The organism is Terrisphaera buseokensis (genome assembly GCF_047521145.2).
Classification (GTDB): domain Bacteria; phylum Verrucomicrobiota; class Verrucomicrobiia; order Opitutales; family Opitutaceae; genus ER46.
The window spans coordinates 2,194,917-2,208,023 of sequence record NZ_CM134186.1; the positions used below are offsets into that span (position 1 = coordinate 2,194,917).

General features: G+C 67.8%; 8 protein-coding genes. 4 read left to right on the forward strand and 4 right to left on the reverse strand.

Annotated elements, in window-relative coordinates; all coding sequences use genetic code 11:
• Nucleotides 1-27 precede the first annotated feature (27 nt).
• Nucleotides 28-996, forward strand: a complete 969-nt coding sequence (locus tag ACLJEU_RS08045) for a YndJ family transporter (RefSeq protein WP_414662090.1) — start codon at nt 28-30, stop codon at nt 994-996.
• A gap of 74 nt (nt 997-1,070) precedes the next feature.
• On the opposite strand, the gene lipA is transcribed toward ACLJEU_RS08045, so the two are convergent.
• Both lipA and lipB read right to left on the reverse strand, forming a co-directional pair.
• Nucleotides 1,071-1,967: a lipoyl synthase gene (gene lipA / locus ACLJEU_RS08050; protein ID WP_414662091.1), complete on the reverse strand. Its 897-nt coding sequence runs from the start codon at nt 1,965-1,967 to the stop codon at nt 1,071-1,073.
• Nucleotides 1,968-2,112: 145 nt separating this feature from the next.
• Nucleotides 2,113-2,796 (reverse strand): lipoyl(octanoyl) transferase LipB, encoded by a 684-nt coding sequence (gene lipB / locus ACLJEU_RS08055; protein WP_414662092.1) that lies wholly within the window; start codon nt 2,794-2,796, stop codon nt 2,113-2,115.
• 264 nt (nt 2,797-3,060) lie between these two features.
• Here lipB and ACLJEU_RS08060 point away from each other — a divergent pair, with 264 nt between their 5' ends.
• Nucleotides 3,061-3,504, forward strand: a complete 444-nt coding sequence (locus ACLJEU_RS08060; protein WP_414662093.1) for an ExbD/TolR family protein — start codon at nt 3,061-3,063, stop codon at nt 3,502-3,504.
• A gap of 144 nt (nt 3,505-3,648) precedes the next feature.
• On the opposite strand, the gene ACLJEU_RS08065 is transcribed toward ACLJEU_RS08060, so the two are convergent.
• The gene (locus ACLJEU_RS08065) at nt 3,649-4,845 is read right to left on the reverse strand and encodes a 3-keto-disaccharide hydrolase (protein ID WP_414662094.1); all 1,197 of its coding nucleotides are present in this window, start codon (nt 4,843-4,845) and stop codon (nt 3,649-3,651) included.
• Between the two features lie 182 nt (nt 4,846-5,027).
• Between ACLJEU_RS08065 and ACLJEU_RS08070 the strand changes: the two genes are divergently transcribed.
• The gene (locus ACLJEU_RS08070; protein WP_414662095.1) at nt 5,028-10,397 is read left to right on the forward strand and encodes an immunoglobulin domain-containing protein; all 5,370 of its coding nucleotides are present in this window, start codon (nt 5,028-5,030) and stop codon (nt 10,395-10,397) included.
• A gap of 192 nt (nt 10,398-10,589) precedes the next feature.
• Nucleotides 10,590-12,101, forward strand: coding sequence for a hypothetical protein (locus ACLJEU_RS08075; RefSeq protein ID WP_414662096.1), 1,512 nt, complete (start codon nt 10,590-10,592; stop codon nt 12,099-12,101).
• Between the two features lie 55 nt (nt 12,102-12,156).
• Here ACLJEU_RS08075 and ACLJEU_RS08080 read toward each other — a convergent pair whose 3' ends face one another.
• The gene (locus tag ACLJEU_RS08080) at nt 12,157-13,095 is read right to left on the reverse strand and encodes a sugar phosphate isomerase/epimerase family protein (protein WP_414662097.1); all 939 of its coding nucleotides are present in this window, start codon (nt 13,093-13,095) and stop codon (nt 12,157-12,159) included.
• Nucleotides 13,096-13,107 lie beyond the last annotated feature (12 nt).

Genomic DNA, 13,107 nt, shown 5'->3' on the forward strand with positions numbered 1-13,107 from the left:
CCGGCGGTCTGTTCACGTTCGCCGGCCATGTCTGCCGTCAACCGAGCCCTGTTGGGCGCCGTCGCCTGGATCGTCTTCGTGATCGCGCGCGGCTCCGATCTGCGCAGCGATGCCTGGTCGCACGCGTGGCTGCTTTTTGCCGCGCTCGTGCTGGTGCCGCTGGCCCTCGACCTCCTCGCCGATGCCGACGAGGCGGAACAACCGGCTCGGTGGTTCCGCTGGATTCAGCGCGTCCAGTTGCCCGCGGCACTGGCACTCACCGTGGCGTGCTGGCTGCCGCCGGGGGCGTTCGCCGCGCTGGCCGCGCTGCCGTGGGTCGGCGTGACCGGCCTGCTGGCGACGATCGGCTTCGCGCGGCTGCGGCAGGGCGGCTGGCGGCGGGACTTTGACGGCATCTGCCGCGACGCGGCCCTGATGTACGCGGCGATCGGCGGAGTGTGGACGCTGGTGGACCGGACCGGGTATCAGCCGCTTGGTTTCGCGCCGGCGATCGTGACGCTCACCGCCGTGCACTTTCACTATGCGGGGCTGATGCTGCCGCTTTTCGCCGGGCTCGTGCAACGCGAGGTGTTCTTCTGGCGCCTGGCGTCGCGGGCGGGCGTCGGCGTGTTGTTGGGCGTCCCCGCGGTGGCGCTCGGCATCACGTTCACGCAGCTGGGCTGGGGGCGGAGTCTCGAAGCTGCCGCCGGCTGCGGCCTCGCGCTCGCAGGCATGGCCGTCGCCATTCTGCAGGTGCGGCTCGGCCTCGACGTGAAGCGTCCGCTGGCGACGCGCCTCCTGCTCGGAATCTCCGGCGCTTCGCTGTTTTTCGCGATGGTGCTCGTGGTGCTCTACGCGTTGCGCACCTCGGCCGCGGGCGGGGTGTGGCTCACGCTGCCGCAAATGCGGCTGGTGCACGGCGCGATCAACGCCCTCGGGTTCGCGTTATGCGGCGTACTCGCTTGGCGCCGGATGAACAACGCGCCGCTTCCCACTCGTTGGACCTCGGGCGGCTGAGCGGGCGCCGAAAAAAGGAGACTCCGACGGACGGCGTGTCGGAGACGTTCTCCCCCCCGCGATGCGATGGACGCTCAGGCCGACGCCAGGGCGTTGTCCGTGTTCAGGTGTTCGGCGCCGGTGTACTTCTGCGACTGCTCGTCCGCGTGATAACTCGAGCGCACGAGTGCGCCGCTCTCGACGACGCCGATGCCGATGCTCAGTCCGAATTGTTTCCAGTGCAGAAACTCCTCCGGCGGCGCCCAGCGAGAGATTGGCAGGTGCTTCGGCGACGGCTGCAGGTACTGGCCGATGGTGAGAATGTCCGTCCGGTCGGACGCGATGTCCCGGAGCGTCTGTTCGACCTCGGCCAGCTCCTCGCCGACGCCGAGCATGATGCCGGTCTTCGTGACGAACCCGCGCGCCTTGGCGTGACGCAGCACGGACCGCGAGCGATCGTAGCGCGCCTGGACGCGGACCGGTTTCTGGAGGCGCTCGACCGTCTCGAGGTTGTGGTTGAAGATGTCCGGCTTGGCGTCGAGCACGATGTCGACGTGCTCGGTGTTGCCCTTGAAATCGGGCGTGAGCACCTCGATGGCGGTATGCGGATTCCGGTGACGAATCGCGCGGATGGTCGCGGCCCACACGCTGGCGCCACCGTCGCTCAATTCATCGCGCGCGACGCTCGTGATGACGCAGTGCTTGAGATTCATTTTCGCAACGGCATCGGCCACGCGCGCCGGTTCGCCCAGATCGAGCTCCGTGGGACGGCCCGTGGCGATCGCGCAGAAGTTGCATGAGCGCGTGCAGATGTTGCCCAGGATCATCACGGTGGCGGTGCCGCGCGACCAGCACTCGCCGAGGTTCGGACACTGTGCGCTCTGGCAGACCGTGTGCAGCTGGTTCTCGTCGACGAGCCGGCGGGTTGCGGCATAGCCGGGGCCGCTCGGCAGCTTGGCGCGGAGCCAGGACGGTTTGCGTGTGGTATCCATCAAAGAGGGAAGGGGAGAATCAACCAGGACGGCGGCGGATCAACACAGATCATTTCGGGAGCGACCGTGCGATTTGAATGGCACGAGCCTTGAGTTGCCCACGGAACACACGGAATACACGGAAGGGGATTGGGGTTTCGTGAGTTCAGTGTGTTCCGTGGGCCAAAAACTCCGGCAGCAACCGCTCGAATTCCCGCACGAGGGCCGCCTTGATCGCGGCGGGGTCCACGGCTTGACCGAGTTCGTTGCGCAGCGACGTGACGGTGCCGTCGGCCGCCGAAATTCCGCAGGGAATGATCCCGGTGAAGTGACGAAGCTCAGGCTCAACGTTCAGGGCGAAGCCGTGATAGGTGACCCAGCGCCGCACCGCGACGCCGATGGCGGCGATTTTGCGCCGGCCAATCCAGATTCCCGTTTGCCCCTCGCGTCGCGTCGCAACCAGCCCCATTCCGCCCACGGCGTTGATGACGACCTGTTCGAGCAGGCGCAGGTAGGCGTGAAGGTCCTTGTGTCCGGCGAGGTAAATAATCGGGTAGCCGACAATCTGTCCGGGCCCGTGATAGGTGATGTCGCCGCCACGGTTGGTGTTCACCACCGCGATGCCCTCGCGCGCAAGTTGGTCGGCGTTCCACACCAGATGGGCGTCGGCCCCGCGGCGCAGTCCAATCGTGTACACGGGCTCGTGCTCGGTGAACACGAGCGTGTCGCCAATCTCGCCCGCGATCCGCTGCGTCACCAGCCCGGCCTGCCGCTCCCATGCCATGCGATACTCCGTGCGGCCCCAATCGAGCAGCGCGACCGAAGCGGAGGTGGACGTGGCGGGCGACATGGCCGCAAACGGTTTCCCAACCCGGGGAGAGGCGCAACCCTTTCGGTGTTTTCGTCAACGCGCGTGATCGCCCGCGAATCACGCGGATGACCGCGAATGAGCACTCAGTGCCATGCGCGCAGCTCGCCGTGAACTCGGTCGGTACCAGCTTGATTGATTGGCCGGTCGAATTCGCGGCCATTCGTGTGCTTCGCGGGGAACGTCTGCGCGGATCCGGCTAAGGAAACGTCGCTTCGCGCGTAGTCAGATCAACCCCGCCCCACGATGACGACGCTCGAAACCGAATTCGCCGGCCCGAAGAAGGCGCGCGTGGAAATCATCCCGCTGATCGACGTGATCTTTTTCCTGCTCGCGACGTTCGTGCTGTTCACGCTGACGCTGCAACGCGTGAAGGTGCTCGAGGCCGACTTCCCCAAGGCGACCGGCCAGGGCTCGGTCCTCGACGACAAAACGGTTTTCATCCAAGCGTCCGCGGACGGCACGTACCATTGGAAAATGGGCCGCGCGAACGCCGCCGAGGCCATCGTCGCCGCCGAGATCGGACCGCGCCTCGCAACCTACAAGCGCGGCACGGAGTCGCCGCGCGTGCTCGTGCGCAGCGACCTCACGGCGAAACTGAACGCGATCGTGTACGTGCTCGACGAAGTCCGCCGCGCCGGGATCAAGGACGTGGCGGTCGAGACGATCGTGACGGCGTCGGGCTCGTGACCGCGCCGCTCACGTGCGACCGTTCAGGTGGCGGGCGTCAAAGACAGATCGACGGTAGGGCGGCTTGTCCCCCAGCCGCCGCGCGCACGGACGGTTCTCATTCGCGCGTATGGGCGTGATTCGCGGGAGCTGAACTGTTCCCGCCTAAAGATCGCGGGCGTGCAGGTTCATGAAGAGACCGCCACCGGCACCGGCGGCAAAGCCCAGCGCGCCGCGGGCGGGCGTACCCGCGGGTAGCGGAATTTCCTGCGCAGGCTCGGAGCCGCGTTGCACGCGGATGCTGGCACCCTGCACGGTGACCACGAAGCGACTGAACTTGCCGCCCTCGCTGGCGGCGAGTGTGACGGGCACGCCTTCGCCGTTGCGACCGCGGACGAACAGCGTGGCCGGCGCGGCGGCTTCGTTGCGGGCGGTCTTCGACGGCTGGTAGTCGATCACGAATTCGGCGGCGCCAAACTCAGTGCTCGTCCACAGCGTGGCGGCCTTGGCGTCAGCCGGCGTGGCCGCGGCCGGTGTCGGTTTCAGTGTGAGTCGTTCACCGGTGGCGCTCCAGCGGGCCGCGGTGGCATCGGTCGTGCGCCAGCCGCGCAGATCGAGCCCGGTGAACAACGGCCGCCAACCCGGATCGAGCGGCGCGCTGACGTCCGGACCGGCACCCGTGGACGGCAGTTCCTTGATCCGCAGATTGCGGAATTCCACTGGCGCGCCCTCGGACTCGAGGCCGAGATAACCTTTCCGATAATTGCAGCCGTCGCCGCCGCTGACTTCCTTGCCGTTCACGTGCAGGCGGAGCGAGCCGTTGTTCGCGACGAGCCGGTAGTGATTCCATTCCGGCGAGGGCTTGCTGCGATCCTCGGAGGGAAAGCTGCGTTTGCCGTTGGTCTTGCCGAAGGGCGTCATGGTCGCGCCGTGAATGGGAAACACATCGCCGTGCACCGTGAACCAGTCCGCCTTCTTCCCATTCTTGCGCTCGAATTCCACCGCGTAGCCGTGGTCGAGGGCCTGGATCTCGATGCCGCGCAGAAACGGCACGCCGGGCGCGCTGATTGGCGACGCCCACACGAACATGCCCGAGTTGCCGCCGCTTTGCAGATGGCGCCACTCAAACTCGAGCACGAAGTTCTCGTACTGGCGGTCCGTGCGGAGCGTGCCGATCGGCCGGCCGGTGCAAACGATTTTCCCGTCCTTGACGCTCCACGTCTCGGGCGCGCAGTTCGCATTCACCCAGCCGGTCAGATCGCGGCCGTTGAAGAGCGGCACGAAGCCGTCCGCAGCGGGTTCGGCCGCGCGCGCCGTGACGAATGAAGTGAGGAGCAACGCGAGGGGAAGCGTGAGTTTCATCGCGCTCAGCAAAGCGAACCGCCGGTCGGGTGCACGCCCCGAGTTTGCACCGGCACTTTCTCGGACCAAACCACTTGGTCTGAATCCAGCTGTGCAACGATGACGTAACGTGACGCTTTCGCGCGTGACTTTGGTCGACACCGGCCATTCCTCGCAACTGCGGCAAAGCCCCAATTTTGAGTATGACGCTTCATCGAAATTTACTGGCCATCGGAGTTTTTCTGAGCTCAGCGCTTGGCCTCAACGCCACCATCGGCGTCAGCCTCCAGTCGCAGCTTGGCAACCCGAGCAGCGCGACCGCGGATCCGGCCAACCGGGGCAATTATCTGATCCAGCGCGCGCAATACGCCCTCGGCTACAACGACCTCACCCGCGAGGCCAACTGGGTGGCGTGGGATCTCACGACCACGGACGTGGGCGGGAGCGGTCGCTCGGATTTCAGTGTGGATACCACGCTGCCGGCCGGCTTCACGGCGGTGCTGACGACGGATTACTCGGGCTCGGGCTTCGATCGCGGGCACATGTGCCCCTCGGGCGACCGCACCGTAAGCGTGGCGGACAATCAGTTCACGTTCTACATGTCCAACATGGTGCCGCAGGCACCGGACAACAATCAGGGCGTGTGGGCGAATTTCGAAAGCTATTGCCGCACGCTCGCCGCGGCCGGCAATGAGCTGCTGATCATCTCGGGGCCCGGCGGTTTTGCGGGTTCAACCCTCACCACGGGCGTCGCCATTCCCGGCTACGTCTGGAAGATCGCCGTCGTCGTGCCGCTCGGGCCGGGCTCCGCGCTCAGCCGGCTCAACGCCGCCACCCGCGTGATCGCGCTCAAGATCCCCAACGTCCAGGGCATCCGCAGCAACCCCTGGCAGAACTACATCACGTCGGCCGCGCAGCTTGAGACCGACACCGGCTACAGCTTTTTCACCGACGTGCCGGCGGCACTCGCGGCCACGCTGCGGGCCAAGGTCGACGGCCAGACTGCCGTCGGTGCGCCGGCGATTGTGACGCAGCCCGAGACGCAGAGCGCCGCGGTCGGCGGCTCGGTCACGTTCTCCGTTGTAGCCTCCGGCGACACGCCCCTGGCGTATCAGTGGCTCAAGGACGACGCCGAGATCGCAGGCGCGACAAGCGCCTCGCTGAACATTCCGGTCGTCCAGGCGTCCAGCGTCGGCAACTACGTGGTGATGGTCACCAACGCCGTTGGCTCGATCTCCAGCAACCAGGCGGCGCTGATCGTCACCGGCCTGCCGCCCGCCGTCGTCACGCCCGTCGCCCCGCAGACCGTGGCCGCCGGCAGCAACGTCACGCTCGCGGTCGTCGCCTCCGGCTCCCCGACGCTCTCCTACCAGTGGCGGCGCGAAGGCGTGACCGTTCCCGGTGCGACGCTCTCCAGCCTTACGCTGGTGGATGCGCAGGCCGCCAACGCAGGGCTCTATGATGTCGTGATTGCGAACAGCGTGAACACGATCTTGAGCAACGCGGCCTTGCTGACAGTCACTCCGGCCGCGCCGACCATCATCACCCAGCCGCTCAGCCAGAGCGCCACGGGCGGCACGATCGTCACGCTTTCAGTCGTCGCGCGCGGCACGGCGCCGCTCAGTTACCAATGGCGCAAAGGCACGGTGGGTTTGTTGAACGGAGGCAGCGTTGCCGGGGCGACGACCGCCACCCTCACGCTCACCGGCGTGGCGGCCGCCGACGCCGGTAGTTACGATGTGGTGGTGACCAACGCGGTCAGCAGCGTCACCAGTGCTGCGGCCCAGCTCACCGTCAATGCCGCGACCATCACGTGGACGTTCGGCGCGGATCTGGCGAACGCCACCGCGAATCCCACGAGCGGCCTGCCCATCGACCTCACCGGCGGCACCGTGCTGCAGGGTAATAACAATGGCACGACCGTGATGTTGAGCACCACGTCGGTGTCCCCGACGGCCAGCGGTTTTTCCGGGACCGTGAACGCCGGAGCGGCGGCACGCATCGGCGCGCTCGACAAGGCGCTGTCGGCTTACTTCGAGTTCACGCTCACCCCCGCCGCCGCGAAGAAACTGATCGTGGCCGGTCTGAGTTTTGGTTCGCGCCAGACGGGCACCGGGCCGCAGGCCTACTCGGTCTTCAGCAGCTTCGATAATTTCACCGTGCCGGTTGCCTCCGGCACGCTCCTCGCGGACTCCACGTGGCGGGTGAACACGCCGGGAACGTTCGCCACGGTCACCGGCACCACTGGGGCGCCGGTGACATTCCGCATTTTCGGCCACAGCGGCCTCGGCTCACCCGCCGCGGGCACCGCCAACTGGCGCATCGACGACCTCAAGGTGAACGTGAGCACGGCGGAAGCCACGAGCGCAGTGGCACCGGCGGTGACCTCCACGTCACCGGCCTCGGGCGCGCTCAGCGTCGGCGTCACGTCGCCCATCACGATCACGTTCAACCAACCGGTCCTGATCAACGGCCCCTGGTTCACGATCAATAGTCTCCTCACCGGTCCAGTCGCCGCCACGGTCACGGGCGGGCCCACGACGTTCACGCTCACGCCGCCCTCCAACTTTGCGTTCGGCGACACCATCACGGTCACGGTGCTCGCGGGGACGGTGATCGAGAAGGACACCGCCACGCTGGCGCTGCCGGCAAATCATGTGTTCTCGTTCGGCACCGGCTTGCCGGTTGCGCCCGCCATCGTGCAACAGCCCGTTGCGCGGACGATCTCCGACGGCGGTTCGACCACGTTCGCCGTCGCAGCCACGGGCACTGCGCCGTTGACCTACCAGTGGCGCAAGGGCGGCGTTCCGATCGCCGGCAATCTGTCCGCGGCGACGGCCACCCTCAGCCTGACGGGCGTCACGCTCGCCGACGGCGGCGACTACGATTGTGTGGTTACCAATGCGGCGAACTCCGCAACCTCGTCGGCCGCATTGCTCACCGTCCTGCCGGTTGCCGTTTCGATCCAGAAGCAACCGGTCTCCGCGACGGTCGCGTTGGGCGGCACGACGAGCTTCACCGTGCAGGCCACGGGCAGCGCGCCAATCTCCTACAGCTGGCGTCGCAACGGCACGCCGCTCGTCAATGGCCCGGGGGTTGCGGGTGTCGCGACCGCGACGCTCACGCTCACCGGCGTACAGGCGGCCAGCGCCGGCGTGTACGATGTGATCGTGTCGAATGTCGTGAATCCAGTGACGAGCCTTCCGGCCACGCTCGGGGTCACCGCAGCGACGCTGGAGACGATCGTCTGGGACTTCGCGACCGCCGCGCCCACCAGCGGGCTGCCGGCCACGCTCACGGGCGGCGTCGTGACCCAGGGCAACAACAACGGCACGACGGCGCTGCTGACCGCGGTGTCCGTTTCGCCGACGGCCAGCGGGTTCTCCGGCGGCAACAATGCCGGCGCGGCCGCGCGTATCGGGGCGCTCAATACCGCCACGTCTGCGTACTTCGAATTCACCCTGACGCCGGCGGCGGGCCGGCAGCTGGTCGCGACCGGTCTGACGTTCGGCGCGCGCAGCACCGGCACCGGGCCGCAGGCGTTCTCCGTGCTCACGAGCATCGACAACTTCACCAACCCGATCGCGTCGGGCGTGCTCCTCGCCAACTCCAACTGGGCCGCGATCGCGCCGGCGTTCGCCGGCGTGCGGGGCGCGCCCGGCACCGCGGTGACGTTCCGCATCTTCGGCCACAACGGTACGGGCTCGCCCGGTGCCGGCACGGCGAACTGGCGCATCGATGATTTGAAGCTGACCGCCGGGACGGAATTGCCGCCCGCCCTGGCCAGCACCGTCCCCGCGGCCGCGGCGACGGGCGTGCCGGTGGCCTCGTCGATTGCAATCACGTTCAATCAACCGGTGGCCGCCACGGGCACCTGGTTCACCATCACGAGCGCCGCGCGCGGCGCGGTGACAGCGACGGTCTCGGGCGGACCGACAGCCTTCACGCTCACCCCCGCCGTTAGCTGGGCCTACAGCGACACCGTGACCGTCCGGGTGCTTGCCGCCGGCGTGCGGGATACCACGGGAACGCTGTCGTTGCCGGCTGACGCCGTGTTCAGTTTCCAGACTGCGGCTCCGGTGCCGCCGACGATTGTGACGCAGCCTTTGGCGCAGACGGCGACGGTCGGCGATACGGTGACCTTCACCGTCGCTGCCACCGGCACGGCGCCGATGAGTTATCAATGGCGCAAGGGCGGGGTGCCGATCGTCGGCAATCCCTCGGCGGCGACGGACACGTTGACGCTGACCAACGTCCTGACGTCCGCCGCCGGCACCTACGATTGCGTGGTCACGAACATCGCGACCTCGGTCACGAGCAACGCTGCGACTCTCACCGTCAACAAGGCTCCCGCCGGCCTCACCATCGGCGGTGTCAGCGCCGTGTATGATCACTTCGCGAAATCCGTCTCGGTCTCGACCCTTCCTGCCGGACTCACGACCGTTGTGACCTACAACGGGCTTCAGCAGCCGCCGACCGAAGCCGGCTCGTACACCGTCGTGGTCACGGTGGTGGACGCCAACTACGAAGGGTCTGCCACGGTCACGCTCACGATCGCGCCGGCGACGGGAACGATCACCTTGTCGAATCTGCGGCAGGCCTACGACGGCACGCCGAAGTCGGTGTCGACGGCCACCACACCGAACGGACTCTCGCTCGTCGTGACGTACGACGGCAGCACGACGCCCCCGGTGTATCCGGGCGCCTACGCGGTCGTCGCCACGAGCGGAAACCCGAACTATTCCGCCACGGCCAGCGGCACGCTGGTGATCGCGACGACCGCGCTCGTGCGCCACGCCCCGAGTATTCAGGGCGGTCTCGATGGCTCGATCCAGGTGCTGCTCCCGGAAGACATCGCGCTCAATGGCAACGCTTGGATCTCCGGCGATCTCCTCGTACCGGGAACACCGGCGCTGTCGATTCGCGGCCAGCCGACGTTTGCGGGCGTTCGTGATGCTTCAGGCGACGCGGCACCGGCCAATCATACGGTCACGCTCGGTGGCAACGCGGTGCTCCGCTACCTGGTTCGTCGCACCGCTCCGGTTGCGCTGTCGTCGTCGATTCCGCCGTTCGCGGTGCGCGGCACGCGCTCGGTGGTGTTGAACGATCCGACGGAGTCCGCCGGTGATTTCGCCACGCTGCGCAACCTCACCGTCGGCCGGGATGCGGGCGACCAGACGCTTCCCGCCGGCACTTACGGTGCGATCACGCTGAATGGAAACCGTGGCCTGATCCTCGGCGTCGCCGGCGCCACGACGCCTTCCGTCTATCGCATCGCGTCGTTGGTCCTCAATGGCAACAGCCGGCTCATTCTGGCCGGACCCGTGAAGCTGATCCTCGCCAGCAGCGTGACCTTCAACGAGTCCGTCGAGAATCCGGGCACGCCGCAGTGGCTCGCTCTGGACCTGGCCTCGGGCGGGCTCACGCTTAACGGCAACGCCACGCTACGGGCCATCGTGAAGGTGCCCAACGGTACCGTGACCCTCAACGGCAGCAGCTCGCTCGTCGGCGAAGTGGTCAGCGATCGTCTTGTCATCAACGGCGACAGCCAGCTGACGGCGTCGCCGGAGTAATCCCGCGAGGTTCCGGGGCACCACCCCGGAACCCGGTCCGCGCCGTGTCACTCGCGTGACTCGCGGCGGCGCGAGCGCGGGAGGCTGCGCATGAGGCGTTGAGTCGACGTGTCTTCCCACCGCCGGCTTGTCCGTCGCAGCGCGCCCGAGCTTTCAACTTTCATCTTTCCCCGGCAACGTTCCGGCGCAGCCATGTCCACGCCCCAAAACAAATCGCCCGGTTCCCGTTTGCTCCTCGTCTTTGCGGTGGCGGTGCTGGGCGTGCTGGCTTGGTGGATACTACGTCCGTCGCCGCGGCCACCGACGGCCGCGAACCCGGTGGATACGGCGGCCGTCCGGCCCGAGTCGGCGCCGGGAACGCCGGTCGGGCCGTGGGCGGGAAATCTGCGGGCGGAACTTGATCAAGCCCGTGGGCTGGCGGACCCGCAGCAGCGCGCCCGCACGTTTGGCCGCCTGCTGCAGGCTTGGATCGCGCGCGATCCGGAGGCGGCGCTGGCTTATGTGCGCCAGTTACCGCGCGGATCCGAGGCCTCGCTCGGCCTGCGCCTGGTCGTCGAAGACCTGGCGCAACGCGATCCGGCGCGCGCGTTTGCCGTGGCGCGCGAACTCGCGGTGACGCCCGATGACCAGGCGCTCTTCAGTCTGCTCTTTGAACGGATGGCGCGGGAAAACCCGGCGTCGGCGGGCCAGCGGTTCGCCGAGCTCCCGGTCGGCGCCGGTCGAGAAAACGCCGTGCGCGCGGTCGCGGACGCGTGGGCGCGCAGCGATGCCAAGGCCGCGCTGGCGTGGGCGCGCGGACTGCCGGAGCCCGGTGATCGCGGCCCCGCGCTGGAATCAGTCCTGCGTGAACTCGCCGCGACCGATCCGGCGCGTGCGATTGAACTCGCGCAACAGGAACTGCGCGGTCCGGCGCGGGAACGCGCGGTGTACGAGGCGTTGCGGGCGATCGCCGTGTCCGATCCGCGCGAGGCGTCGGGATTGGTGACGCTGCTGCCCGCGGGCGAAATGCAGGTCATGATCGCCGCCGAGGTCGCGCGCGGACTTTCGGCGCAGGGCATCGACTCGGCGCTGACCTGGACGCAGTCGTTGCCAGCCGGGCCGGCGCGCCAGGTGGCGCTTAACGCGGTGCTGCTGGCGTGGGCCCGCCGGGATGGGGCGGAGGCGGGACGGTATGTCGCGACGCTGCCCGCCGGTGAATCGCAGCAGGCGGCGGCCACGTATCTCGCCGGCGTCTGGGCGGCGACTGCGCCACAGGCGGCGCTGGGCTGGGCCGCCGCGCTGCCGGGAGACAGTATCCGCACGGCCGCGACGGCGAATGCGGTGTCGGCCTGGGCGCAACGCGAGCCCGAGGCCGCGGCGCGCTGGGTGGTGACACAACCGGCCGGATCACAGGCGCCGTCGGTGCTGAACGCCGCGCTCTCGTATTGGTTGCTCCAGGACGTGGCGGCGGCGCAGGCGTTCGTCCAGTCGCTCAACGGCGAGGTGCAGGCGCAGGCCGCGGCGGCGGTGGCTCCTTCTCTGGCGCAGAAGAATCCCGCTGGCGCGCTGGCCTGGGCGGAGTCGTTGAGCACGCCGGCCGCGCGGGATGCGGCGCGGGTGGCGGCCTTCTCCCGCTGGCGGATGAATGCGCCCGCTGCGGCGGAAGCATGGCTCGCGGGCGCGCCGCTCCCGCCAGCGGAAAAGACGCGCCTGCTGGGCCGTTGATTTTCGCCGGCGGGGAGGGCCATCGGCCTGCGTCCGCCGGTTCAAGCCCGCGGCGTCAACCGGCCATCAGGCTCTTCATCTGTTTCAGTATCCGCGGCACGGCTACGGCAGAATCCTCCTTGGCCTCGTACTCCAGCGCGACCCAGCCCTGGTAGCCGCCGTCGCGCAGCAGCTGCGTGAAGCGCGCGAGATCCGCGGGCTTGCTGGCCTTCGGGCCGTCGTGGATTTCGACCTTGTACTGCACGTTGACGGCATACGGCACGCAGGCGGCGAAGTCCTTGTAGGGATCGGCGGTGCGGAAATTGCCGGAGTCGAGATTGATGCCGAGCCACGGGCTGTTCACCGCCTTGACCATCGGAATCAGCGTGTCGGCGCTGCCGATCGAGTCGTGGTTTTCCAGGCCGAGGAAAATGCCGCGCTTGCCGGCGTAGTCGCAGCATTCCTCGAGCGACTTGATGACCATCTTGTCGGCCTCGGCGCGCGGGAAATCCTTCGGTGCATTGCCGGCGAACACCCGGATGTGCGGCGCGCCCATCAGCACGGCGCGATCGATCCACTTCTTCGTCGTGGCGATCTCCTCGTCGAGCTTGGCGCCTTTCGGCAGCGAGAAGTTGTTGCCGATGGCCGTGCCGCTGATCGCCACGCCGCGCAGAAATGCGTGGCGCTTCAGCTTGGTCATGTACTCGTCGGATTCGGAGTCGAAGAAGTAGCTCGTGATCTCCGCGCCCTCGCAGCCCTGCGCCGCGCAGTAATCGATGAACTTGAACATGTCCGTGCCCTTGCCGGCCGGCATCTTCGTGTTGGCCTTGCCGCGCATCATCGGGAAATTCTCGCGGAACGAATACGCCGCGAGCGAAAGGCGCAGGCGGGGCTGCCCGGTGCGTTGAAACGGCGACGGCGCCGGGGCCGCCCACGTTGCGAGCGGCGCCGCGGCGGTCGCAGCGAGACCGGCGGCGGAAAGTTTGAAGAAGTTGCGGCGGGTAACGTTGGACATGGTGACGAGGGG